Source organism: Niveibacterium sp. COAC-50, from assembly GCF_013184235.1.
GTDB classification, from domain to species: Bacteria; Pseudomonadota; Gammaproteobacteria; order Burkholderiales; family Rhodocyclaceae; genus Niveibacterium; species Niveibacterium microcysteis.
In genome coordinates, this window is sequence record NZ_JABCJM010000001.1 from 312,632 (window position 1) to 338,184 (window position 25,553).

General features: G+C 64.0%; 18 protein-coding genes. 10 read left to right on the forward strand and 8 right to left on the reverse strand.

Features of this window, described 5'->3' with window-relative positions:
• Window positions 1–162: 162 nt before the first annotated feature.
• A complete protein-coding gene (locus HH302_RS01370) occupies window positions 163–3,018 on the forward strand; it encodes a ribonucleoside-diphosphate reductase subunit alpha (RefSeq protein ID WP_172197052.1) in 2,856 nt (951 codons plus the stop codon).
• Here HH302_RS01370 and HH302_RS01375 read toward each other — a convergent pair.
• Window positions 3,012–3,254 (reverse strand): hypothetical protein, encoded by a 243-nt coding sequence (locus HH302_RS01375; protein ID WP_172197055.1) that lies wholly within the window; start codon window positions 3,252–3,254, stop codon window positions 3,012–3,014. The genes HH302_RS01370 and HH302_RS01375 overlap by 7 nt on opposite strands.
• Before the next feature lie 136 nt (window positions 3,255–3,390).
• Between HH302_RS01375 and HH302_RS01380 the strand changes: the two genes are divergently transcribed.
• The 3 genes from HH302_RS01380 (at window position 3,391) to HH302_RS01390 (ending at window position 7,184) form a co-directional block, all read left to right on the forward strand.
• On the forward strand, window positions 3,391–4,506 hold the full coding sequence (locus HH302_RS01380; protein ID WP_172197058.1) for a ribonucleotide-diphosphate reductase subunit beta: 1,116 nt from the start codon (window positions 3,391–3,393) through the stop codon (window positions 4,504–4,506).
• Window positions 4,507–4,644: 138 nt separating this feature from the next.
• Window positions 4,645–5,976, forward strand: coding sequence for a hypothetical protein (locus tag HH302_RS01385; RefSeq protein ID WP_172197061.1), 1,332 nt, complete (start codon window positions 4,645–4,647; stop codon window positions 5,974–5,976).
• 470 nt (window positions 5,977–6,446) lie between these two features.
• Window positions 6,447–7,184 (forward strand): transglycosylase SLT domain-containing protein, encoded by a 738-nt coding sequence (locus HH302_RS01390; protein ID WP_172197064.1) that lies wholly within the window; start codon window positions 6,447–6,449, stop codon window positions 7,182–7,184.
• A 91-nt stretch (window positions 7,185–7,275) separates the two neighbouring features.
• On the opposite strand, the gene HH302_RS01395 is transcribed toward HH302_RS01390, so the two are convergent.
• Both HH302_RS01395 and HH302_RS01400 read right to left on the reverse strand, forming a co-directional pair.
• The gene (locus tag HH302_RS01395; protein ID WP_172197067.1) at window positions 7,276–8,460 is read right to left on the reverse strand and encodes a pyridoxal phosphate-dependent aminotransferase; all 1,185 of its coding nucleotides are present in this window, start codon (window positions 8,458–8,460) and stop codon (window positions 7,276–7,278) included.
• 76 nt (window positions 8,461–8,536) lie between these two features.
• Window positions 8,537–10,369: a phosphoenolpyruvate carboxykinase (GTP) gene (locus HH302_RS01400; RefSeq protein ID WP_172197070.1), complete on the reverse strand. Its 1,833-nt coding sequence runs from the start codon at window positions 10,367–10,369 to the stop codon at window positions 8,537–8,539.
• A 301-nt stretch (window positions 10,370–10,670) separates the two neighbouring features.
• Here HH302_RS01400 and HH302_RS01405 point away from each other — a divergent pair, with 301 nt between their 5' ends.
• The 3 genes from HH302_RS01405 (at window position 10,671) to pbpG (ending at window position 15,392) form a co-directional block, all read left to right on the forward strand.
• The gene (locus HH302_RS01405) at window positions 10,671–12,950 is read left to right on the forward strand and encodes an NADP-dependent malic enzyme (protein WP_172197073.1); all 2,280 of its coding nucleotides are present in this window, start codon (window positions 10,671–10,673) and stop codon (window positions 12,948–12,950) included.
• 90 nt (window positions 12,951–13,040) lie between these two features.
• Entirely contained in the window at window positions 13,041–14,279 is a 1,239-nt protein-coding gene (locus tag HH302_RS01410; protein ID WP_172197076.1) for a patatin-like phospholipase family protein, read from the forward strand.
• A 75-nt stretch (window positions 14,280–14,354) separates the two neighbouring features.
• On the forward strand, window positions 14,355–15,392 hold the full coding sequence (pbpG, locus tag HH302_RS01415) for a D-alanyl-D-alanine endopeptidase (protein ID WP_172197079.1): 1,038 nt from the start codon (window positions 14,355–14,357) through the stop codon (window positions 15,390–15,392).
• 65 nt (window positions 15,393–15,457) lie between these two features.
• On the opposite strand, the gene HH302_RS01420 is transcribed toward pbpG, so the two are convergent.
• Window positions 15,458–16,222, reverse strand: a complete 765-nt coding sequence (locus HH302_RS01420) for an IclR family transcriptional regulator (RefSeq protein WP_172200603.1) — start codon at window positions 16,220–16,222, stop codon at window positions 15,458–15,460.
• A 210-nt stretch (window positions 16,223–16,432) separates the two neighbouring features.
• Here HH302_RS01420 and HH302_RS01425 point away from each other — a divergent pair, with 210 nt between their 5' ends.
• From HH302_RS01425 to HH302_RS01435, 3 genes are read left to right on the forward strand one after another with little or no spacing between them, the layout of a single operon-like run.
• A complete protein-coding gene (locus tag HH302_RS01425) occupies window positions 16,433–17,386 on the forward strand; it encodes a D-2-hydroxyacid dehydrogenase (protein WP_172197082.1) in 954 nt (317 codons plus the stop codon).
• A complete protein-coding gene (locus HH302_RS01430; RefSeq protein WP_172197085.1) occupies window positions 17,386–20,082 on the forward strand; it encodes an HAD-IC family P-type ATPase in 2,697 nt (898 codons plus the stop codon). The genes HH302_RS01425 and HH302_RS01430 overlap by 1 nt, the downstream gene beginning before the upstream one ends.
• Window positions 20,079–21,419, forward strand: a complete 1,341-nt coding sequence (locus HH302_RS01435; protein ID WP_371814542.1) for a citrate transporter — start codon at window positions 20,079–20,081, stop codon at window positions 21,417–21,419. Before HH302_RS01430 ends, HH302_RS01435 begins: the two co-directional genes overlap by 4 nt.
• Before the next feature lie 35 nt (window positions 21,420–21,454).
• On the opposite strand, the gene HH302_RS01440 is transcribed toward HH302_RS01435, so the two are convergent.
• The 4 genes from HH302_RS01440 to HH302_RS01455 form a co-directional block, all read right to left on the reverse strand.
• Window positions 21,455–22,627, reverse strand: coding sequence for a GGDEF domain-containing protein (locus HH302_RS01440; protein WP_172197088.1), 1,173 nt, complete (start codon window positions 22,625–22,627; stop codon window positions 21,455–21,457).
• A complete protein-coding gene (locus HH302_RS01445; protein ID WP_172197091.1) occupies window positions 22,624–23,772 on the reverse strand; it encodes a diguanylate cyclase in 1,149 nt (382 codons plus the stop codon). The genes HH302_RS01440 and HH302_RS01445 overlap by 4 nt, the downstream gene beginning before the upstream one ends.
• Window positions 23,773–23,808: 36 nt before the next feature.
• Entirely contained in the window at window positions 23,809–24,825 is a 1,017-nt protein-coding gene (locus HH302_RS01450) for an AI-2E family transporter (RefSeq protein WP_172197094.1), read from the reverse strand.
• Window positions 24,826–24,902: 77 nt separating this feature from the next.
• Window positions 24,903–25,358 carry a ferritin family protein gene (locus HH302_RS01455; protein WP_172197097.1) on the reverse strand — a complete coding sequence of 152 codons (456 nt, stop codon included), beginning with the start codon at window positions 25,356–25,358 and terminating at the stop codon, window positions 24,903–24,905.
• Window positions 25,359–25,553: the final 195 nt, after the last annotated feature.

Genomic DNA, 25,553 nt, shown 5'->3' on the forward strand with positions numbered 1-25,553 from the left:
CTGGTTCTTGTCGCATCGCGACAATTTTGTTTCTTGCATGAAATGGGGTGAGGTAACTAGAATTAGTCGCGTATATGGATCGTCATACTAGATCTAGTAGGTCAATAACCGAGTGCGCTGCCGGAGCAGTTTTCCAGGCAACCCCGACAACAGGAGAGATCGATGCAGGTCATCGCCAACGAAGCGGTCGCCAACCCGGCGCTATCCGCGCTGCCGCATGATGCCGCCAGCGAGGCGGAACGCTATGCCGATTACAAGATCATTCGCCGTAACGGAGCGGTGGTCGGATTCGAGCCGTCCAAGATTGCGGTTGCGGTCACCAAGGCCTTCCTCGCCGTCGAGGGTTCTCATGGCGCCGTCTCGGCACGGGTGCGCGAGGTGGTCGGCAGCCTCACCGAACAGGTCGTGCGTGCACTGGTGCGTCGCCAGCCGCACGGCGGCACCTTCCACATCGAAGACATCCAGGATCAGGTCGAACTTGCGCTGATGCGCTCGGGCGAGCACGACGTCGCGCGCGCCTATGTGCTGTACCGCGAAAAGCGCGCTGCCGAGCGTGCGCAGAAGGCGAAGGCAACGCCGCCGGCCGCGGCGTTGCATGTCACGCACCGCGGCGAACGCAGGCCGCTGGACCGCGCCGAGCTGGCCGATCTGGTTGCGGCCGCCTGCGCCGGCCTAGGCGAGCAGGTGCAGCCCGAGGCGATCCTCGAAGGCGCACTGCGCAACCTTTACGACGGCGTGCCTTTGGACGAAGTGCGCAAGGCGCTGATCCTCGCCGCCCGCACGCTGATCGAGAAGGAACCGGCCTACGACTACGTCACCGCACGGCTGCAACTGCATGTGATTCGCGACGAGGTGCTGGGCGAGGAAGTTGCCCACGCTGCAATGGCCACGCGCTACGCGGAGTATTTCCCGCGCTACGTGAAGCTGGGTATCGAGGCTGAACTGCTCGACCCGAAGCTCGCGCAGTTCGACCTCGCGCGCTTGGGCGCAGCGATCGTCGCCGACCGTGACCTGAAGTTCGGCTACCTCGGCCTGCAGACGCTCTACGACCGCTACTTCCTGCATATCGAAGAGCGTCGTATCGAGCTGCCGCAGGTCTTCTTCATGCGTGTCGCGATGGGCCTGGCGCTGGGCGAGATCGACCGTGAGGCGCGTGCGATCGAGTTCTACAACGTGCTCTCGCAGTTCGACTTCATGAGCTCGACGCCCACGCTGTTCAACGCTGGCACGCTGCACTCCCAGCTCTCGTCCTGCTACCTGACCACCGTGGATGACAGCCTCGACGACATCTACCAGGCCATCAAGGAAAACGCGCTGCTGCAGAAGTTCGCAGGAGGCCTCGGCAACGACTGGACGCCGGTGCGCGCACTCGGTGCACGTATCAAGGGCACCAACGGCAAGAGCCAGGGCGTGATCCCCTTCCTCAAGGTGGTGAACGACACTGCAGTCGCGGTCAACCAGGGCGGCAAGCGCAAGGGCGCGGTCTGCGCGTATCTCGAAACCTGGCACCTCGATATTGAGGAGTTCCTCGAGCTGCGCAAGAACACCGGCGACGACCGCCGCCGCACGCACGACATGAACACTGCGAACTGGATTCCGGATCTGTTCATGAAGCGGGTCATGGAAGGTGCCGAGTGGACGCTGTTCTCGCCCTCTGATGTGCCCGATCTGCACGACAAGTTCGGCCGTGCCTTTGAAGAAGCCTACGTCGAGTACGAGCGCCGTGCGGACCGTGGCGACATCAAGCTGTTCCGTCGCATGCCGGCGCTGCAGCTGTGGCGCAAGATGCTGACGATGCTGTTCGAGACCGGGCATCCGTGGATCACCTTCAAGGACCCGTGCAACATCCGCTCGCCGCAGCAGCATGTCGGCGTGGTGCATTCGAGCAACCTCTGCACCGAGATCACGCTGAACACCTCGGACACCGAGATCGCAGTCTGCAACCTCGGCTCGGTGAACCTGCTCGCGCACCTGGGCAAGGATGGCGAGCTCGATCACGACAAGCTGCGCCGCACCATCCGCACCGCGATGCGGATGCTCGACAACGTGGTCGACATCAACTACTACGCGGTTGGCAAGGCGCGTAACTCGAACCTTAAGCACCGCCCGGTCGGCCTCGGCATCATGGGCTTCCAAGACTGCCTGCACGCCAAGCGCATCCCGTATGCGTCTGAAGATGCCATCGCGTTCGCCGATCGTTCGATGGAAGCGGTGTGCTACTACGCCTACTGGGCATCGACCGATCTGGCCGAGGAGCGGGGCCGTTATTCGAGCTTCCGTGGCTCGCTGTGGGACCGTGGCATCCTGCCGCTCGACAGCCTCAAGCTGCTGGCCGAAGAACGGGGCGGCTACCTGGAAGTCGACACCTCCAGCACGCTCGACTGGGATGCGCTGCGGCGCCGCATTGGCGAGGTGGGCATGCGCAACTCCAACTGCGTGGCGATCGCGCCCACGGCGACGATCTCAAACATCATCGGCGTCGACGCCTGCATCGAGCCGACCTACCAGAACCTCTACGTCAAATCGAACCTCTCGGGCGAGTTCACGATCGCCAACGAGTCACTGGTCCGCGACCTGAAGAAGCTCGGCCTGTGGGATGAGGTGATGGTCGCCGACCTCAAGTACTTCGACGGTTCGCTCGCGAAGATCGATCGCATTCCGGACGAGCTGCGCCGGCTCTACGCCACCGCGTTCGAGGTCGAGCCGAAGTGGATCGTCGAATGCGCCGCGCGGCGCGCGAAATGGATCGATCAGGCGCAGTCACTCAACATCTACATGGCCGGCGCATCGGGCCGCAAGCTCGATGAAACCTACAAGCTCGCCTGGTTGCGTGGCCTGAAGACGACCTACTACCTGCGCGCATTGGGTGCCACGTCGGCGGAGAAATCGACCGGTCGTGGCGGCGAGTTGAATGCCGTGCCAGTGAGCGGTGGTGTGAGCGCCGCAGCAGCCGAGGCGGTGTCGGAGCCCGCCAAGTTCTGCAGCATCGACAACCCTGATTGCGAAGCCTGTCAGTAACGACGCATTGCGGTGATTGAGGCACGCCGCGCGACCGACATGTCGCGCGGCGCATCACCGGATCGTTGCGCATTGCCGTGCATCTGCATCGAGGTTTTGTCGCGAGTGAACTTTCGTCGCGCTGTCGAAAAAATCGTGCGATTGCTGCGCAGTGTGTTTGCTCTTTGCAACAACGCTTCTTGGAGAGGCGCACGCAGCAAGGCTTTCAGGGCGTCGTCCGGAGAGCGAGCATTCATGCGGGTTTCCGCGGAGCGATCTGTTTCGGGTGACGCACGACTTCGCGGAAAGCCGCGCCAGCCGGGCTTCTCCGCGAATCATCTGCTTGCAGAATTTTGTTGATCGAATCGGAAAATTGAACTAAAGGATATTGGCATGCTGAATTTTGACGACGACCTCATTTCTGCAAATCGCACCCAGCCCCGCGTGGCTGAGGCAGGGGTATCGTCTTCGGTGGCAACGCATGACGAAGCGCGTCGGATTAACGTCGCAGACAAGCGCGTCATCAACGGTGCGACCGACGTCAATCAACTCGTTCCGTTCAAGTACAAGTGGGCGTGGGAGAAGTACCTCGCGACCTGCGCGAATCACTGGATGCCGCAAGAGGTGAACATGGCGCGCGACATCGCGCTATGGAAGGACCCGAACGGTCTCACCGAGGACGAGCGGCGTATCGTCAAGCGCAACCTCGGGTTCTTTGTCACTGCCGATTCGCTTGCCGCCAACAACATCGTGCTGGGCACCTATCGCCACATCACCGCACCGGAGTGCCGCCAGTTTCTGCTGCGCCAGGCCTTCGAAGAGGCGATCCACACGCATGCTTACCAATACATCGTCGAGTCGCTCGGACTCGACGAGGGCGAGATCTTCAACGCCTATCACGAGATCCCGACGATCCGTGCGAAGGACGAGTTCCTGATCCCGTTCATCGAGACACTCACCGATCCGAATTTCAAGACCGGCACGCCTGAAGCAGATCAGCAGTTGTTGCGTTCGCTGATCGTCTTCGCCTGCATCATGGAAGGGCTCTTCTTCTACGTTGGCTTTGCGCAGATTCTTGCGCTGGGCCGCCAGAACAAGATGACCGGCGCTGCCGAGCAGTACCAGTACATTCTTCGTGACGAGTCGATGCACTGCAATTTCGGCATCGACCTCATCAACACCATCAAACTCGAGAATCCACACTTGTGGACGCCGGCGTTTCGCGACGAGATCCGCACGCTCATGCAGCGTGGCGTCGAGCTCGAATACCGCTATGCCGAAGACACCATGCCGCGCGGCGTGCTGGGTCTGAACGCGTCGATGTTCAAGGAGTACCTGCGATTCATCGCTAATCGCCGTTGCCAGCAGATTGGCCTCGATGCGATCTATCCGGGCGCGGAAAATCCGTTCCCCTGGATGAGCGAAATGATCGACTTGAAGAAGGAGCGCAACTTCTTCGAGACGCGGGTGATCGAGTACCAGACGGGAGGGGCGCTGAGTTGGGATTAAGTCGCCAGGTGTCCTCCTCCGTTCCGGATTGGCTGTACGGTTTTTTCCAAACGCCGCACTTCAGTGCGGCAGCGGCGCGCCACACACGCGTGGTGACGTGCGCAATGACTGACCCACGACGCTACGATGGAGGGTGACATGGCAACAGCAAAAAGCAGTGACAAGACCAAGAAGGCGGCGGCCCCGAAGGCCGCCGCAAAGCCGGCGGCGAAAAAAGCTGCCGCCAAACCCGCAGCCAAGCCGGCGGTGAAGAAGGCAGCGGCCCCCAAGGCCGCCGCCAAGCCCGCCGCAAAGAAAGTTGCTACCAAAGCCGCGGCAAAACCGGCTGCGAAAGCTGCGGGCAAGCCCGCTGCAAAGGCTGCCGCCAAGCCCGCCGCCAAGAAGGCGACTGCTGCCAAGCCGGCGGCAAAGCCTGCGGCCAAGAAAGCTGTTGCGGCGAAGCCGGCTGCCAAGAAGGCCGCTGTCGCCAAGCCGGCAGCGAAGAAGACTGCGGTCGCTAAGCCCGCAGCCAAGAAGACCGCAGCGGCAAAGCCCGCCGCGAAGGTCACCGAGCGCAAGACCACGATCAAGCGTCCGGTCGCGACCAAGGCCGCGCCTAAGGCTGCAGCCAAGCCCGCCGCTAAGAAGGCGACTGTCGCCAAGGCTGCCGCTAAACCGGCTGCGAAGAAGGTTGCTGCGAAGCCGGCTCCGAAGGCCGCGCCGAAGGCGGCTGCGAAGGCCACCAAGCCCGCAGCCAAGCCCGCAGCGAAGAAGGCTGCGCCCAAGGCCGCCCCCAAGGCTGCGGCGAAACCGGCAGCGAAGCCCGCGGCCAAGAAGGTTGCAGCCAAGCCGGCAGCCAAGCCTGTCAAGAAGGCTGCAGGCGCCGCCGCGACCGTGAAGAAGGCTGTAGCGAAGGCCGAGAAAGCGGTCAAGAAAACCGCCGCCAAGAAAGTGACCGCCGCAAAAAAAGTGGTCGCGAAGGCTGAGAAGGCCGTCGAGAAAGTCGCCAAGAAGGCGGCCAGCAAGGCAACAGAAGTGAAGAAGGCTGTCACCAAGGTCGTCGCCAAGGCAGAAAAGGCCGTAGCGAAGGCGGTTGAAGGTGCTGCCAAGCCGGCAGCCAAGAAAGCGGCAGCGAAGCCCGCAGCGAAGAAGGCTGCAGCGGCCAAGCCCGCCGCGCCGAAGGCTGAGGCTGCAAAGCCTGAGGCTGCCAAGCCGGCCGCAGAGAAGAAGCCCGCTGAGAAAAAACCGGCGGTGAAAAAGCCGGCAGCGAAGAAAGCCGCCAAGCCGGTGGCGCCAGCGCCTGCCACTGAGGCTGCGAAGCCGGCCGAACCGGCGAAAGCCGCCGAGGCCTCGTCGGCCGACGCAGCCAAGCCTGCCGAGGCGCAGCCCGCAGCCGAAGCCAAGCCCTCCACGGCAGCGACGCCGGGGCTGAAGTCTTCGTTGAATCCGACAGCTGCCTGGCCGTTCCCGACTGGTTCGCGTCCGTCCTGATACGGGCTGTTTGTGTTGCAAGAAGGCACGTGCTTGCACGTGCCTTTTTTATTGGTTCTTACCGTGACGTGTGTCCAGGACACGCGCTTGCCAATGGTTTACGATTAGTCGGATGTCATTGTCCTTGCTGGGCGCGGATCGGCGCAGGATTGACAAAATCGAATCGAATCAATAGACTGCGCTTCGTCTGGTTGCGATCGATATATCGCAGTAGTTCTTTCAGCGAAGCGAACAGACCGCCAGCTTCTGTTTCGTTCCAAGCAGTTCTTCGCGTTTTTTAGTCGGTGAGTCGTCTGGTTGCGGCGGTTCACCTCGATCGACCCTTGACCACTTTGCGCGGTGTCGCCCGCGCGCTGACAACACGGAATCACCGGAATCACACCGAGCCAGACGAGCTTGGGTGCCGGCGTGTCTGCGTGTCCGTCAGACCGAACGGGCGAGTTTGCCGACAGAGCCTCAGAGGAGGAATGATGATCTACGCAACTCGCGTCGCGGTAGCAGCCCGGCACGTCGGTACATTTGTTCTGCACTTCGCCCATGGCAGCCTGCTCGTAGCGGGCTTGGTGGTGACAGTCGTGTTTGGCATGCGCGTATTCGATCAGGGTTTGAGTGGTTTGCCGCTCAACAACCTGTTCGGCCATGCCGAGGCGAGCGTCGCTGCGGAAGATTCGCTGTCGCCAGCTGATCTTGTTGCAGTGGAGCAGGACCAGGTTGTCGTCGATCCTGAGCATCCGGATCGTCTGTCGCCTGAAATGGAACGCGTGACCGAGTATCTCGCCCGTCGTTACAAAGTGGCACGTGCGGCCGTTGAGCCGCTGATCGTGTCGGCACAGAAGGTTGGGCAGTCTGTCGGGCTTGACCCGCTGCTGATCGTCGCGGTGATGGGTATTGAGTCGAGCTTCAACCCGTTTGCCGAGAGTCCGTTCGGTGCGCAGGGACTGATGCAGATCGTGCCGCGTTTCCATCAGGACAAGTTCGATGAGAAGGCGGGCGACGCTCCACTGCTTGATCCGACCGAGAACATTCGCGTCGGCGCCCAAGTGCTCAAGGAGTACATCCGCCGCAACGGTTCGCTGACCGCGGGGTTGCAACAGTACGGTGGTGCGGCCGATGATCCGGCCGAGGGCTACGCCAACAAGGTGATCGCCGAAAAGCAACGCCTGCAACTGGCGATGCGGCAGGGCGCCAAGCTTGCGCTAGCGAAGTAATGTCTGCTCGGCAAGACCCCACACAGAACGCCGGCCTTGTGCCGGCGTTCTGCTTTATGGCCTCCTGATCACGGTCGGCAGTGTTCTCCGCTCAGGCCAGAACCTGGCGCATGCGTGCGAGCGCCTCCTCGATGCGTGCTTCATCCGTGGTGTAGGCGAAGCGCAGCCAGCGTTCAGGCGATTGCTGGCCGAAATCGATGCCAGGGGTAGCGGCAACGCCCGTCGTTTCGAGCAGGTGGTGCGCGAACGCCGTGCTGTCTTGCGCGTGTGCGCTCACGTCGGCATACACATAGAACGCGCCGGCGGGATCTGCGGGCACGACAAAACCGAGCTCCCGAAGACCCGAGCAGAGCACATCGCGTCGGCTGGCGAACGCCATCCGCCGTTGCTCAAGGATCTCGATCGTCTCCGGGGAGAACGCGGCGAGCGCGGCGTGCTGCGCCGGCGTGGATGGGCTGATGAAAAAGTGCTGCGCGAGCTTCTCCAGGTCGCGCACATACGCCTCGGGCGCGACGAGCCAGCCGAGCCGCCAGCCGGTCATTCCGAAGTACTTCGAGAAGCTGTTGATGACGAAGCACGGGTGACGGCTTGCGAGCGCAGTGGTCGGCGCAATACCGTAGCTCAAACCTTGGTAGATCTCATCGACGATCAGCGCACCCTGGCGTTCCGCAACAAAGCCGGCAAGCTGTTCGAGCGCTGCGGGCGATATCAGCGTCCCTGTGGGGTTGGATGGGCTCGCGACCATCAGGCCTCGCGTCGTGGGGCCCCAGGCTTGATTGACCTGCGCCAGCGTTGGCTGGAACGCGTCGCGTGCGAGTACCGGCAGCGCCTGTGCGACACCTTCGAAGGCGCGCACGAAATGGCGGTTACAGGGGTAGCCGGGATCTGGCACCAGCCAGCTGTCGCCCGGTTGGGTCAGTGCGGCCACGGCGAGCAGCAGCGCGCCGGATGCCCCTGCGGTGACGATGATGCGCGACGCGGGGACGGTGACGCCGAATCGCGTGGCGTAGTAAGTGGAAATCGCGTTGCGCAACGCTGGCAGGCCGAGCGCGGGCGTGTAGCGAACCTGTCCTTGCGTAAGGAAGCGTTGCGCTGCCTCGATTACGGGCGCCGGCGTGGGGAAGTCCGGCTCTCCGACCTCCATGTGGATGATGTCTCGCCCGCTGGCTTCAAGCGTTTGCGCGCGCGCAAGAAGCTCCATGACATGGAAGGGCTCGATTTCGCGCGCGCGTGCCGCAAGCGGGCCGGCGCACAGGGGCTGAGTGTATTCGGACATGGCCGTACTTTACGCCGCCCGCCAAGACAATGAAAAAGCGCCGCCCAAGGGCGGCGCTTTTATCGACAAGTCCGATTCAGCTTCCGATGGCTTCCTCGAACAATTCGCGCTGCAGCGCCAGTGTGCGCGGCAGGCGTGCGCCAAGCTTGTCGAACCATTCCTTGTGCAGGCCGAGTTCGCTGCGCCAGGCACGCGCATCGATTGCTGTGAGTGCCTCGAACTCTTCGCGTTTGATGCCCAGGCCGGACCACTGGATGTCTTCGAACTTCGGCATCCAGCCGAGCGCCGTTTCGCGTGCACCCACCGCGCCTTTGGAGCGATCGACGATCCACTTGAGGACCCGCATGTTGTCGCCGAAGCCTGGCCACATGAAGTCGCCGTTTTCGTTCATGCGGAACCAGTTGACGCAGAAGATGTGCGGCGTGTGTTCGACCGTGTGGCCGATCTTCAGCCAATGGTTGAAGTAGTCGCCCATGTGGTAGCCGCAGAACGGCAGCATCGCGAATGGATCGCGTCGCACCACGCCTTGCTGGCCAAACGCGGCTGCGGTGGTCTCGGAGCCCAGCGTCGCAGCCATGTAGACACCGAAGTTCCAGTTGAAGGCCTGGTACACCAGCGGCACCGTTGTTGCGCGGCGGCCACCAAACACGAAGGCCGAGATCGGCACGCCTTTGGGGTTCTCCCAGTCAGCATCAATTGAGGGGCATTGTCCGGCGGGCGCGGTGAAGCGCGAGTTCGGATGCGCTGCCTTGCGGCCGCAATCGGGCGTCCAGTCCTGACCCGTCCAGTCGATCAGGTGCTGCGGCACTTCCTTGCTCATGCCTTCCCACCACACGTCGCCATCGTCGGTGAGTGCCACGTTCGTGAAGATCACGTTCGCGTGCAGGGTCGCCATTGCGTTGCGATTGGTCTTCTCGTTGGTGCCGGGTGCGACGCCGAAGTAGCCGGCCTCCGGGTTGATCGCATAGAGCCGGCCATCGGGCCCGGGCTTGATCCATGCGATGTCGTCGCCCACCGTGGTCACCTTCCAGCCGTCGAAACCTTCTGGCGGGATCAGCATGGCGAAGTTGGTCTTGCCGCAGGCGGACGGGAAGGCCGCCGCCACGTAGGTCTTCTCGCCTTGCGGGTTCTCGACGCCAAGAATCAGCATGTGCTCGGCCAGCCAGCCTTCGTCACGCGCCATCGTCGATGCGATACGCAGTGCAAAGCACTTCTTGCCGAGCAGCGCATTGCCGCCGTAGCCGGAACCGTACGACCAGATCTCGCGCGTTTCCGGGAAGTGGCAGATGTACTTCGTGGTCGGGTTGCACGGCCAGCGAGAATCCTTCTGGCTGGGTTCGAGCGGTGCGCCGATTGAATGCAGGCACGGCACGAAATCGCCGTTGTCGCCGAGTACGTCGTAAACCGCGCGCCCCATGCGGGTCATGATCCGCATGTTCACCACCACGTAGGGGGAGTCGGAGATCTCGACGCCAATCTGCGCAATCGGGCTGCCGAGCGGCCCCATCGAGAAAGGAATCACGTACAGCGTGCGGCCACGCATGCAACCGCTGAAGAGGCCCTTGAGCGTCGCCTTCATCTTCTCCGGCGATTCCCAGTTGTTGGTCGGGCCTGCGTCGTGCGGGTCGGAGCTGCAGATGTAGGTGCGGTCTTCAACCCGCGCCACGTCGGACGGGTCGGACCACGCGAGGAAGGAATTCGGCCGCTTGGCGGGATTCAGCCGGATCATCTGGCCCGCTTCGACCATCTCGTCGCACAGGCGGGCGGACTCCTCTTCGGAGCCATCGCACCACATGATCCGATCGGGTTGGGTAAGGGCGGCAACTTCGGCCACCCATTGTTTGAGGCGGGCATGGCGGACGAAGGCAGGCGCTGAACTGAGCGCCGCTTCGGGAAGGCGTGTAGTCATGAGTCTCTCCTGGTTACCACGTGTTCGATGACACGCTCGGCCCCCTCGGAGGGGATCCGACCGTGGCCCGGCGTCGGTGGGAGGAGAGAAACGACGCTGGAGCACCCGCACGAAAACTATTGTTTTTCGGGTGTGCGGGTTGGAAGTTCTGCTTGAACAGTTGTTTGAAGTCTACGCCGCGGGTCTGATCAGCACAACTACGTACTTCACCCAGTGTCGCTGGCAACTAGAATCCTGCCGCGAACTCGAACAACCCGGATTTTGTCGCCGGCGCGACTCAATCCTGCCCAGGGAGAACCCGATGGACGACCGCCTGAAAGCCGCTGCACTCGAATATCACCGCGCCGGACGCCCCGGCAAGATTGCAGTGACGCCGACCAAGGCGCTGACCAACCAGCAGGATTTGTCGCTTGCCTATTCGCCCGGTGTTGCGGCCGCCTGTGATGCGATCGTCGCCGATCCGGCGGAGGCGAGCACGCTGACGGCGCGTGGCAACCTGATCGGTGTGGTGACCAATGGCACCGCGGTGCTCGGGCTCGGCAACATCGGGCCACTCGCCGCAAAGCCGGTGATGGAAGGCAAGGCGGTGCTGTTCAAGAAGTTCGCCGGCATTGATGTATTCGATCTCGAGTTTTCACAGCCGGATCCGGACAAGCTGATCGAGACCATCGCATCGCTGGAGCCGACTTTCGGCGGTATCAATCTCGAAGACATCAAGGCGCCCGAGTGCTTCTACATCGAGCGCGAACTGCGCAAGCGAATGAACATTCCGGTCTTCCATGATGACCAGCACGGCACTGCAATCGTCGTGGGTGCCGCGCTGCTCAACGGGCTGCACCTGCTTGGCAAGGATTTGTCGAAGATCAAGCTGGTGACCTCGGGTGCGGGCGCTGCCGCCCTCGCGTGCCTCGATCTGCTGGTGATGTTGGGGATCCCGGTGGAGCACATCTGGGTGACCGACATCGAAGGGGTGGTCTACGAGGGACGCCCGGTTCTGATGGACCCGGTGAAGGACCGCTTTGCGAAGAAGACGGATGCCCGGACCCTCGCCGAGGTGATCGAAGGCGCTGACGTATTTCTGGGCCTGTCGGCGGGCGGTGTGCTCAAGCCGGAGATGGTGGCGAAGATGGCGCCCAACCCGGTGATCCTGGCGTTGGCGAATCCGACGCCCGAGATCTTGCCGGAGCAGGTCAAGTCGGTGCGTGACGACGCAATCATCGCGACCGGCCGTTCGGACTATCCGAACCAGGTGAACAACGTTCTCTGCTTCCCGTTCATCTTCCGCGGCGCGCTCGATGTCGGCGCGACAACGATCACCGACGAGATGAAACTCGCCGCGGTGCGGGCGATTGCCGAACTGACGCGCGCCGAGCAGAGCGATATCGTCGCCGCTGCCTACGGTGAGAAGGTGGCGGGTTTCGGCCCCGAATACATCATCCCGAAGCCTTTCGATCCGCGGCTGATCGTGAAGATTGCGCCCGCGGTGGCTCAGGCGGCGATGGACTCGGGTGTCGCGACCCGGCCGATCACCGATTGGGAGGCCTACCGGCAGAGCCTGAACAATTTCGTGTGGCAGTCCGGCCTGATCATGAAGCCGGTATTCGCCGCCGCGAAACTCGCGCCGAAACGCATTATCTTTGCCGAAGGCGAGTCGGAACGTGTGCTGCGTGCCGTGCAGACCGTGGTGGATGAAGGGCTTGCGCGGCCGATTCTGATCGGGCGCCCCGAGGTCATTGCGCGTTACATCGAGCGTTTCGGGCTGCGCCTGCGGCCGGAACTCGACTTCGAGATGGTCAATCAGGACGATGACCCGCGCTATCGCGAGTTGTGGACGCACTACCACGCGCTGATGGAGCGGCGTGGCGTCTCGGTTGAGTACGCGAAGCGCGAAGTGCGCCGCCGCGCGACATTGATTGGCGCCCTTATGCTCAAGTTTGGCTATGCGGATGGCCTGATCTGCGGTACCTCGGGGCTGCACCAGGTGCACCTGAAATTCGTCGAGACGGTGCTTGGCCGCGCCGAAGGCGTTGGCAGTTGCTATGCGATGAACCTGCTCGCGCTGCCGGGGCGAACGGTTTTCCTGTGCGACACCTACATCAACTACGACCCGAGCGTCGAACAGCTCGTCGAGATGACTTGTCTGGCGGCGGAAGAAGTGCGGCGCTTCGGTATCCAGCCGCGCGTCGCGTTGTTGTCGCATTCGAGTTTCGGCACGGACGACACGCCGACGGCCGAGAAGATGCGCCGTGCGCTGGCGCTGCTGCACGAGCGCCATCCCGGTCTCGCGGTGGAGGGGGAGATGCATGGCGATGCGGCGCTGGATGCGGGTATCCGCTTGCAGGTGTTTCCCAACGCGAGGATGCGCGAGGATGCCAACCTGCTGATCTTCCCGACCCTGGATGCCGCGAACATCGCCTTCAACCTGCTGAAGACAGCCGCGGGCGATGGCATGACCGTGGGCCCGATCCTGTTGGGCTCGGCGAAACCGGTGCACATCCTTACGCCAACGGCGACGGTGCGCCGCATCGTCAACATGACGGCACTGACTGTAGTGGAGGCGGGGCAGCACCGAAGCCGCTAACTTTGCCGCACTGGGTGGCACGACGGCGCTAAAGCTCGCGCCACCCAATGCCGCAAATCCTCTCAGAGGCCATGGGGCCAGGGAGGTGGCATGGAAGACCGGGCGGCTCTGGTTCTGACGGGAGGTGGCGCGCGCGCGGCTTACCAGGTCGGCGTGCTGTGGGCGATTCGCGAACTGACCGGGCGCAGCAAGGCCAATCCGTTTCCGATTCTCTGCGGCACTTCCGCCGGTGCTATCAACGCGGCGGCGCTGGCTTCATATGCCGACAACTTCGACGCCAGCGTGCGCCGGCTTGCGTGGATCTGGCGCAATTTCCATGCGCACCATGTGTATCGCGCCGACGCGCTGGCGGTCACCAAGTCTGCCCTGGCATGGGGCGGCACCTTGCTGTGGGGCTGGTTGTTGCGGCGAGGCCCCAAGTCCATGCTGGACAACCAACCGCTGCGCGAACTGCTCTCGTCACGGCTTGATTTCGCCGGCATTGGCCGGGCAATCGACAGCGGCGCCTTGTATGCGCTCAGCGTGACCTGCTCGGGCTATGCGACCGGCGAGAGCCTGACGTTTTACGAGGCTGCCCGCGAAGTGTCGCCCTGGCGGCGCGCTGCGCGTGTCGGGGTGCCGGCGCGGCTGGGTGTCGAGCACCTGATGGCTTCCAGCGCGATTCCGTTCGTGTTCCCGGCAATCAAGATCAACCGCGAATTCTTTGGCGATGGTTCGATGCGCCAGCTCGCGCCGGTGTCACCCGCGGTGCATCTGGGCGCGACTCGCATTCTTGTTGTGGGTGCGGGGCGCGCGAAGGACGAAACCCGCCGCGCGCGCGGTGACCGCTATCCAACGCCGGCGCAGATCGCGGGCCATGCCTTGTCGTCGATCTTCCTCGACGGACTCGCGGTGGATCTCGAACGACTCGATCGCATCAACGCTACGGTCGGCAAGATCCCGCCGGGTTTGCGGGAGGAACTCGGGATTCCGCTCAAACCGATCGAAACGCTCGTGATCTCTCCTTCGGAGCGGCTCGACTATCTGGCCGCCCGGCATTTCCGTGCCCTGCCGCGCCCGATGAGGATCATGCTGCGCGGGGTGGGGGCTGGCGGCCGGTCCGGTTCGACGGTGTTGTCCTATCTGCTGTTCGAGCGGTCCTACACGCGCGCACTGATTGACCTCGGCTATCGCGATGCGATGATGCGGCGGGCCGATCTGATCCGCTTCCTGCGCTTGGATCCATCGGCGGTGAAGCTGGAGACGCGCCAGCGCGCGAGTGGTTTTGGCGCCATGACGCCCGAACAGAATCTTGAGATTCAGTCTGAAATGAGTGAGCTATCGTCTTAATCTGCTGGAGAAATTGTTAGAATCCGGCTATCTAGAAGTGAGTCCGGCCAGCCTGCCGCCGGATGGGGAGAAGTAATGAAGAAGATCAAGCTGATTACCGCGCTGTTATTGGCGGCAGCAATCGCGGCGATGCCCGCGCAGGCGAAAGAATCCCAGTCGAAGACGCACGCCAAGAAATCGGCGACCAAGGCGTCGTCGAGCCATCGCAGCCATACCGTCAAAGCATCGGTCAGCAGCAAGAAGGGGAAACGCGTCAGTCCGGCGAAAGCGTTGTATCGCGACATGAAATCGGCGCGGACGGCGCCGGTGCGTGCGGTGTCGGTCAGCGTGGATCGCGAAGGCAATCCGTTGCTGCAATCCAACGCGTTCATGGTGCAGGACCTCGGCACCGGCAAAGTCCTGCTCGAACGCAACGCCGAGTCCGTTGTGCCGATCGCTTCGATCACGAAGCTGATGACGGCGATGGTCGTGCTGGATGCAAAGTTGTCGTTGTCGGAAACCCTCACCGTGACGGACGAGGACACCGACAAGCTGAAGAACACCACGTCGCGCCTGGTGGTCGGAACCGAACTCACCCGCGAGGAGATGATCCACCTCGCGCTGATGTCGTCGGAGAACCGCGCCGCCGCCTCGCTCGGTCGCAACTATCCGGGCGGTATCAATGCCTTCGTGTTCGCGATGAATCGCAAGGCGCAGGCGCTGGGGCTCTCGGAAACCGTCTTCCACGATTCCACCGGCCTCAACCCGCAGAACGTGTCGTCGGCGCGCGACCTGGCGAAGATGGTGACGGCCGCATCGCACTATCCGCTGATTCGCCAGTTCTCGACGGACGACGAAGAGACCCTGCCGATCCGTGGGCGCGAGCAGACTTTCCGCAACACCAATGCGCTGGTGCGCAGTCCGGATTGGCAGATTGGTGTTTCGAAGACCGGTTTCATCAACGAGGCGGGCCGTTGCCTGGTGATGCAGGCTTGGCTGGCGGAGAAGCCGATGGTGATCGTGCTGCTCGACTCGGTTGGCAAGTTCACCCGTGTCGCCGATGCCCAGCGGATCAAGCGCTGGGTCGAAAGTGCCATCGCGCATCAGGGCGTTGCCCGTATTCCCGCCGGTTGATCGACACCTTCGCAAAAGAAAAAGCGCGCCGAGGCGCGCTTTTTTGTTGTGCAGCCTGACGATGCTCAGCGACGCTGTTCGCGTGTTGCACGGGCGGCCGGCGTGCTGTCGATCTTCAGATAACCGAGCGTAGCCGAGATTTCTTCCGCGGTATCGCGGACCAGCGGCGCCCAGTCGGGGTTGAAACGGTCGGCAGGGGTAGAGAGCGAAAGGCCCGCGATCAGCTCACCCGAATCGTCGCGAATGCCCGCGGCGATACAGCGGACGCCGTTCTCCACTTCGTCCATGTCATACGCGACGCCATGACGGCGCACGCGCTCAAGTTCCTTTTCAAGCGCCGGCAGTGTCGTGATCGATGCCGGCGTGGAAGGCGGCAAGCCGGTGCGGCGTGCGTATTCGGCAACACGGCTGGCGCTCTCTTCCGCGAGGAAGAGCTTGCCGGTGGCGGTGGTGTGCAGGGGCGCGCGCGCGCCAACGATATGCACCACGCGCACGGCGGAGCGGCCGCTTGAGGTGCGCTCCACGTAGACGATGTCGTCACCGTCGCGCATGCCGAGGTTCACGCTCTCGCCCGTGGCGAGATGGAGTCGTTGCATTGCATCGACCGCCGTTTCTCGAACCGAGATGCGCGATTTGACCACGTTGCCCAGTTGCAGCAGACGGATGCCGAGCCGGTAGACCCCGGCGTCCACCCGCTCCACGAAACCGCGCGCCGTCATCGCGGCGAGGATGCGATGTGCGGTGGACGGGTGCAGCCCGGTCTCGGCCGCGAGTTGCTTCAGCGCGATCGGGTCGGGGTGTTTCGCCAGCGTATCGAGCAGATTCATCATCCGTTCGATGACCTGGATCGAGGAGGCTTTAGGTTCTTCGGCAGCCACGGTGCATTGGATCTTTGTTCTGGAATACGGTTGATCATATCGCAATGCGGGATGTTTCGCCCTGTGAAATCGCATTGGAGTAAAGTTCGAACTGATCTGCTCGGCGCGTCGAACGCCCGGCGCATGCGCCGCGACGCGCTGTTGCCACCAAGGACGTTCGCCATGCCGCTACCTATCGTTGTCTCCCTCGAGTCCGCCTCGTTGCCGGTCGTGATCCCGCGACCCAACACACCGCATGAGTGGCGCGACCACGCGCGTACCGCTGCGACCGAGGTCGTCGAACGCCTGGCCGGTGCTCAGGTGGCGCTGATCAACAAGACCGTGCTCAGCGCTGCGGTACTGGCCCAACTGCCGGATCTGCGGATGATTTCCGTTTCCGCCACCGGCACCGATAACGTCGATCTGGCTGCCTGCCGCGCGCAGGGCGTTGTCGTCAGCAATGTGCGCGACTATGCCGCTGACACGGTGCCCGAGCATGCCTTGCTGTTGATGATGGCGCTGCGGCGCAATCTGCTCGCGTACGTCGAGGATGTTCGCAGCGGGCGTTGGTCGCGTGGCGCAAGCTTCGGGCTCTTCGACCGTCCGGTGGCCGACCTGAACGGCGCCGTGCTCGCAATTCTTGGCCACGGCTCCCTTGGTGAGGGGCTGGCACGGCGCGCTGCGGCGCTTGGCATGCGGGTCCTGCAGGTGGAGCGCAAAGGGGCTGTCGATGTGCGGCCCGGTTATACCGCTTTCAACGAAGCGCTGGCGATCGCGGATGTCGTGTCGCTGCACTGCCCGTTGAACGAGCAGACCCGCAAGCTGTTCGGCGCCGCAGAGTTCGCGCGCATGAAGCCATCGGCGGTGCTGATCAACACCGCACGCGGCGGGCTGGTCGATGAGCTGGCCTTGGCCACCGCGCTTCGAGAGGGCCGGATTGCCGGCGCGGCTACCGACGTGCTGTCGCAGGAGCCACCGCCCGCGGATCACCCCTTGCTCGCGCCCGATATCCCGAATCTGATCGTCACGCCGCATATGGCCTGGGCTTCGGCCGACGCAATGCAGCGCCTCGCGAACACCGCCGTGGCCCATGTGGATGCTTTCCTGCGCGGCGAGCCGGTGAGCCGGGTTGCGTGATGACCCGCCTGTGGCACGCCATTTCGCCGGACGAATGCGTTGCTGCACTGGGCGCCGACACTGCTAATGGCTTGTCGTCCGACGAGGTGGTGCGCCGCCTTGCCGCGGACGGCCCGAACCAGTTGCGCGGGAAACCGCCCAAGCGTTTCATCGAGCGTTTCCTGTCGCAACTGCGCGAGCCGCTGATCTACATCCTGCTCGGCTCCGGCGTGCTGGCCCTCCTGCTGCGCGAGTGGGTGGACGCGAGCGTGATCTTCCTCGTGGTGCTGATCAACGCGGTGGTTGGTGCGGTGCAGGAGGCGCGCGCGCATTCGGCGATTGCAGCGCTGGCACGGCAGGTCTCGGCGCTCGCCGGCGTGCTGCGCGGGGGCGAGCGGCTGCGCATTGACTCGTCCGGGCTGGTAGCCGGTGACATTGTGCTGCTGGAGGCGGGCGATCGCGTACCGGCCGATCTGCGGCTGCTGAAAGTGCGCGATCTGGTCGTGGATGAGGCAATGCTGACGGGCGAATCGCTGCCGGTCGCGAAGGCAGCGATCGCGGTGGCCGAAGATGCCGCGCTGGTCGAGCGTCATTGCATGGCCTACGCCGGCACGCTGGTGCTCCAGGGCACCGCGACCGGCCTGGTGGTCGCCACCGCCGGCCGCACCGAACTTGGCCGCATCGCCGCTTTGATCGATGCAGCGCCGCTGATCGCAACACCGCTCACGCGCCGCTTGGCCGTGTTCTCCAACGTCATGCTGTGGATCATCCTCGCGCTCGCAGCGCTGACGTTCGCCGTAGGCCTGCTGCGTGGCGAGTCGGTGCAGGACATGCTGATGGCCGCCGTGGCGCTCGCCGTCGGTGCGATTCCGGAGGGCTTGCCCGCCGCGCTGACGATCACGCTCGCGATCGGGGTGGGCCGCATGGCTCGGCGTGCGGCGGTGATTCGTCGCCTGCCGGCGGTGGAAACGCTCGGCAGCGTCACGGTGATCTGTTCGGACAAGACGGGCACGCTGACGCAGAACCGCATGACGGTCACCGAGTTGCTGGTCGGCGGCTTTGGCTACACCCTGCATGGGGCAGGCGGAGCGGAGGAGGGGGAGATTCGCCCGTCCGGCGCGGCGCCCACCGAGAACCGCGCGCTGCATCCGCTGCTACTCGCCGGCGTGCTGTGCAACGACGCGCAGATGCGGCGCGAAGACGGCCAGTGGGTATTCAGCGGCGACCCGACCGAGTGGGCCTTGCTGCTCGCTGCGCTGCGCGGTGGGCTCGACGTCGATGCCCAGCGCGCGCGACACGAAAGGCTCGATGAACTGCCCTTCGATGCGCGCTATCAGTACATGGCGACCCTCAACACCGGCCCGGAAGGCGTACGGCTGTGGGTCAAGGGCGCACTGGAGCGTGTCCTGGCGCACTGCCGCCTCGCGCTGGACGCACACGGCGTGCCGGTGCCGCTGGACAGCGTAGCGATTCATGCGGCGGCCGATGAGATGGCCTCGCGCGGTATGCGTGTGCTGGCCTTCGCCTACCGCCCGGGCGGTGCGGCGCCGCTGATGCGCGATTCACTTGGCGATGATTGGGTGTTCCTTGGGTTGCAGGGCATGGTGGACCCCCCACGTGGCGAAGCCGAGCAGGCGGTGGCGCGTTGCAAGGCGGCTGGCATCCGTGTCGTGATGATCACGGGCGACCATGCCGCGACCGCCGCCGGCATCGCCGGCGCAATCGGTATCGGCGCAAAGACGCCGCGGGTGATGACCGGGCGAGAGCTGGCAGCGCTGGATGCAGAAGCCTTGCGCGCCGTCGCGGGTGAGGTGTCGGTATTCGCCCGTGTCGAACCGGAACAGAAGCTGCGGCTGGTTGAGGCCTTGCAGGCGCGCGGCGATGTAGTCGCGATGACGGGCGATGGCGTGAACGATGCGCCGGCCCTGCGGCAGGCCGACATTGGCGTGGCGATGGGGCGGGGTGGCACGGACGTTGCAAAAGAGTCGTCCGACATGGTGCTGACCGACGACAACTTCGCATCCATCGAGGCCGCAGTCGAAGAAGGCCGTGGGGTTTACGACAATCTTCTCAAATTCATTGTCTGGACCCTGCCAACCAACTTCGCCGAGGGCGTCATCGTTCTGGTCGCCGTGCTGGCCGGCGTCACGCTGCCGATCACGCCGCTGCAGATCCTGTGGATCAACATGAGTACTGCGCTGCTCCTTGGGCTTACGCTTGCATTTGAGCCGATCGAGAGCGACGTGATGGCGCGAGCACCGAGGCCGCCCGGCGAGCCCATCCTGACGCGTGCGTTGACGGCGCGCATTGTCCTGGTTGGCTCTCTGCTTGTGGCTGCCGCGTTCTGGCAATTTGAGCGGGAGTTGGCGTTCGGGCGAAGTGTCGAGTATGCGCGGACCACTGCGGTTAACGTCTTCGTCCTCGGTGAGATGGTCTATGTGCTTAATTGCCGTTCGTTGAGACAGGCATGGTGGCGCGTTGGTGTGTTTTCGAATCCGTGGGTGTGGGTTGGCATCCTCACCATGGCCGCCTTGCAGCTCATATTTACGCACACGGCGCCGATGCAGTCGGCCTTTGGCAGTGTCGCGATCGACGCCAGGAGTTGGGGGGAGATCTCACTAGCGGCGCTGAGCATCAGTGCGGTCGTAGGCATTGAAAAGGCGATCAGCCGCGGCATCGCCGGACGAAGAACAATATCAAAAGGGAGTAAGTCGTGAATCACGCCACCACAGGCCGACGCCTGCTGAAACTATCAGCCCCCCTGACCCTGCTCGCAGCGCCTGCCGCGGCGTTTGCCGCAGACGGCGTTCTGTTCGGGCCGATTCCGCTGGATTTCGTACTCTTCGCGCTCACGCTGCTGGGCGTCGCGCTGTTTCACGATCACACCCTGAAAGTCGCGCTGACCGGCCTCGTCACGATCGTGGCGTACAAGCTGCTCTTCACCGGTTTCAAGTTTGGTGACGGCATGCCGGGCCTCGGCATGCACTTCGCGCATGAGTGGGTGACGCTCGCCAACCTGTTCCTGCTGCTGATGGGCTTCGCGCTGCTGGCGCGCCACTTCGAGAAGACGCGGGTACCGGTGGTGTTGCCGGCGATCCTGCCCGACGACTGGAAGGGCGGCTTCGTGATGCTGATCATGGTGTTCGTGATCTCCAGCTTTCTCGACAATATCGCCGCCGCTTTGATCGGTGGTGCGATGGCGCACCAGCTTTTCCGCGGGCGTGTGCATGTGGGCTACCTGGCGGCCATCGTCGCGGCTTCGAACGCGGGTGGTTCCGGCTCGGTGGTTGGTGACACGACCACGACGATGATGTGGATCGACGGCGTGGCGCCGTACGATGTGCTGCATGCCTACACGGCGGCAGGCGTGGCCTTGGTCGTGTGCGGCATCCCGGCTGCGATCCAGCAACAACGTTATTCGCCGATCATCAAGAATGCGCACGAGCACACGCATATTGACTGGATTCGTACGGCGATCGTGTCGGCGATCCTGGCCGCGGCGATCATCGCCAACATCATCGCAAACGTCAGTCTCCCCGGCCTCGCGGATCAATTGCCGGTGATCGGCCTCGCGGTGTGGATCGTGCTGCTGCTCACGGCAGGCCTGCGGCGACCGGATTGGGAAATCATGCCCGAGACCTTCAAAGGCACGATCTTCCTGCTCTCGCTCGTCAGCTGCGCGTCGCTGATGCCGGTCGAAAAGCTGCCGCTCGCCTCGTGGCAAACGGCGTTCGGCCTCGGCTTCGTGTCTGCGGTGTTCGACAACATTCCGCTCACCGCGCTGGCCTTGCGTCAGGGTGGCTACGATTGGGGCGTGCTCGCGTACGCGGTCGGCTTTGGCGGTTCGATGCTGTGGTTTGGTTCATCGGCCGGCGTGGCCTTATCGAGCCAGTTTCCGCAGGCCCGCTCAGTGGGCAACTGGCTGCGCCACGGCTGGTTTGTGGCGGCGGCCTATGTTGTCGGATTTGCTGTGATGCTGACGGTGGTGGGCTGGCACCCGCATCCGCCGCACAAGGCGGTGAGCACACCTGCGGCTGCGGTCGCAACGCACTGACCCTCAGCGCATGAGCGGGTTGGCGGCGAGGGCCGTCAGCCCGTCGTGAAGCTCACGTTTGCCCGGGTCATCGGGGCGCCGTCGTGTGCATCGACGATCTGGTTCGGCGCGTTGGCGCCGTGCAGCGAAGCGTCGGCCCGCGCCGAGAGCTGCAGGAAGGACAACTCGTTGGGCAGCCGCTCAGCGGCGCTCAACGTGAGCGTGTAAGGCACACCGCATTCGGTGCCGGAAACCGTCTCGGCGCGAATCCGCAGGCGTTCCGCCACTTGGTGGGCGCCGTCGAGCGCCGTATCCGGCAGTACGGCACAGAATTCCGCACTGCCGAAACGCCCAAAGAGATCCTGGCGTTGCAGGGTGCCGGCCACCAGTTCTGCCAGGTGCAGTACGGTGCGCTCGTCGTCCTGTGGGCTGCGGGTGGGTTGTCCGCCAGCGGGGTCATCCACCTTCATCATCAGCACGCTCAGCGGGCGCTCGCGGCGCTGCGCGCGTGCCAGTTCGCGCTGCCCAAGCTGCAGCAGGGTGTGGCGGTTGTAACTGCCGGTCTGTGGATCGAGTGTCGCGAGGCGATGGCTCTGCTCGCCCTCGCGTTCGAGGTGAACCAGCACCATTGCGAAGCTGCTTGCGAGCAGGCAGGCAATCAGGAACAAGCCGTGGCTTACGTCCAACGTGATCGACGGGTCGCCTGCCAGCATCGGGCGCAATACCGCGACGATGCGCATCGCGAACGCGATGGCGCCGAGCAGCAGGCTGGCCGCCAGCACCGCACGGGTGCGCCGTGAAGCGCCGGGAACCGGTTGCAGCGCGACGACTGCGCCGGCCAGGAACAGCGCCACGCCGACGATTGCGCTGAGCAGGCGACGCGAGTCCGCGTCGTCCGGTTGCAGCACCTGCGCGGCGGTGAGCGCGACGATCGGCAAACCCAGCAACACGATTGGCGCGCGTCGCCCGCTGAGCGAAAGCAGGGCGGCAAGCAGCGTCGCGATGCCACCGTAGGTCAGCAGGTTGGCCAGTGCGATGCCCGGCAGCGTCGGCAGGGCTGGCTGCAGCGTGAAAGCCGTCAGGCCGAGGCCCAAGGCGACGCAGCCGATCAGCCACTGCCGAAGCGCTTCGTCGCGGCGCAGGCTGTCACGCAAGAAGAGCAGCGCGATGACGATGCCGGCAACCGTGGTGATGTTCGCGATCAGAAGAGTCAGGGCGTGGAGCTTCATACTGCCACCTCTGCGCGTGCAACGCGGTTGCGGCCGGCCTGCTTGGCCTGTGCAAGGGCCGTTTGCGCACGCGCCAGCAACGGCGCCGGGTCGCGTTCGCCCAGCAGCGCTTCGGCAACGCCGATGCTGACGGTGAAATGCACCAGGTCCGGCCCCACCGGCTGCGCGCCGCACTGCACTCGCATGCGCTCGGCCAGTACGGCCGCGCCTTCTAGCGATGTATCCGGCAGCAGCACCGCGAATTCGTCGGCGCTGATGCGTGCGCAGAGATCCTGGCCGCGCAGCGTCGTGGTGATGTCATGCGCGAGCTGGCACAACACCCGGTCACCGGCCAGTGGGCCAAAGCGTGCATTGATCTGGCGGAAGTGATCGGGGTCGACCACCAGCACCGAGACAGGCTGGCCGCCGCGCTCCGCGCGCAGTAATTCGCGCGCAGCCTGCTGCGTGAAACTGCGTCGGTTGAAAAGTTCGGTCAGCGCATCCCGCGCAACCAGCCGTTCGGCATTGGCGCGGCTCCGCTCACGGTGCATCAGCGCGATGCCGAGGTTGCCGACGATCAGATTCACATGGTTAAGCAGGAAGCTCATCGCGTTGATCGGTTCGCCCACGCTCAGGTCGGGCAGCCGCTCCGGCGCCACCAACAGCTCGGCCAGACGCAGCAGCGTCGATACGCTGCCGAGCACAAAGCTGCCGAGCACCATCCAGCGGTAGCGGGCCGATCCGGTGTCGCTGGTGCGCATCAGCGGCCATGCGCAAAGGGCCAGCTGAAACGCCAGCACGGCGTTCGAGGCCAGCGCACGCGTGATGAAATCGTCGGCGTAGATGGCGTGCTGGATGCCCAGCAACACCGGCGGCAGCACCAGCAGGAGCCTTGGCAGCGGCCGCTCGGCAAAGGCGGCCATCGACGCGGCGAACAGGGAAAGACTCGCCGAGAGCAGCACCATGTTGGCGACGATCGTCGCCATGCCGGGCGGTGTCAGCGCCATTGCAATGAACAGCAACATGGCCGCGGATTGCGTCAGCAGTGCAAGGACCCAACTCGCTTGTCCGTGCTGCATGCGGCCGACACGCGTCGCGAAGACGGTCGCCGCGATCACCAGGCAATCGAGTGACAGCACGGCAAGCAGGGTTGGAACGTCGATCATGCGTTAGCGCGTTTCGTTGGCATGGTGCTGATGGGCTCAGATCTGTCCGTGGCGGCGCAGTTCGTCCTTTACGTACGCATAGTAAACCGGCGCGGCCACCAGCCCGGCAAGTCCGAAGGCGGACTCGAACGCCAGCATTGCAATCAGCAACTCCCAGGCGCGGGCGTTGATGTGGCCGCCGACGATCCGCGCATTGAGGAAGTATTCCAGCTTGTGGATCAAGATCAGGTAGAGCAGCGCCGCTGCACCGACCTTGACCGAAATCGACAGGCCGATGAAAGTGATCAGCGAGTTGGAAATCAGGTTGCCGATCACAGGCAGCAAGCCGGCGAGGAAGGTGATTGCCAACATCGTCTTGAGCAGGGGTAGGTGAATGCCGCAGAGCGGTAGCACGACTATCAGGAAGATGCCGGTGAAGGTGGTGTTGATCGCCGAGATCCACACCTGGGCGAACACCACGCGGCGAAATGCGGTCGCGAGGTGGGTGGCGCATTCACGCAGCGCACGGGACAGTGGGCCGCCCGGCTGGTTGGGCTGCACCTCATGCAACGCCAGCATCGCGCCGATCACCATGCCTACCAGGGCTTTGACGAAGCCGCGGCCAAACGCCGTGCCGGCGCTTTGCAGTTGCGTGGCGTGGGCGGCGAGCCACTTGCCGGTGGCGTGTTCCAGCGCATCCGGGTCGGCCGGCAGGTAGGCGAGCAGCCACGGCGGGAACACGCCGCGCACATCTTCGAGCAAGGTGGCGAGCTTGCGGAACAAGCCGGCAGCACTGCCAACCTCCTGCCCCAGTACTCTCGCCAAAGCAAAGCCGCTGCCGACCAGCGCCGCGACGACGACGACGGAAAGCAGGGTGACGGCCACCAGCTTGGCCTTCTGGTTCGGAATCGCGCGCGCCAGCACCGGTGTGAGCAGCGCGACAAGTTCAAAGACGAGCAGGCCAGCGAAAAGCGCGGGCAAGAGGTGCAGCAGCAGCACTGCAAGCAGGGCACCGCCGGTCAGTAGCCAGGCGGCGATTTGGACGCCTCGGGCGCCACGGGGGGATTCGGACATCAAGGGCCAGGCAAGGATACGGTGCGGCGACTATCTCGCGTAAGCGTTGCCGCCGCAAGTCGCAGCCACGCGCCGGCTCAGCCGCCCAGCCGCGCCGAGAGCCTTTCGAGCAGCCGCAGGTGCTCGAATTCTTCAAGGATCATGCCTTCGGCCAGCTCACGCACGACCGGGTCGGGCGAGGTCAGGCTGACGTTCTGATAGAAGCTCACGGCACGCCGTTCGGCCCCCATTGCGATCTGCAGCGCGCCAAGCGGGTTCAGTACGGCGCCGTTGGCCGCGTTGGCGTCGACAAAGGCGGTACGTGGCTCCCGCGATGCGGATGAGGGCATCTGGCAGCCATCGGCGCATCGCTCCAGCTCGCTCGCATGCCCTTCCTCCTGGCGCGCGATTTCACGGAACAACTCGGCTGTCTCGGCATTGCCGAGCGCCTCCATACGTTGGGCGAACTCGGTGTAGCAGGCGATCGCATCATGTTCGATGGCGATGGCGCTGGCATAGAACTCCGGCACCGAGCGAATCGGACGCAAGCTCATGAACGTTCTCCTCCGGCGCAATCTGGCGTGCGCTCATGGCTCAATCTAGACCGCTGTCTGCACCGCGGGAAGCGATTTGGATCAAATGCGGCGGCAGCAATCGGCCGACCTAGGGAATACCCTTGGTCGCGGGGCATGCCGTGCGGTAAGGCGGCCCCTGTCCGCGCGATCGCCAAGCGTGAGATAATCCGCGCG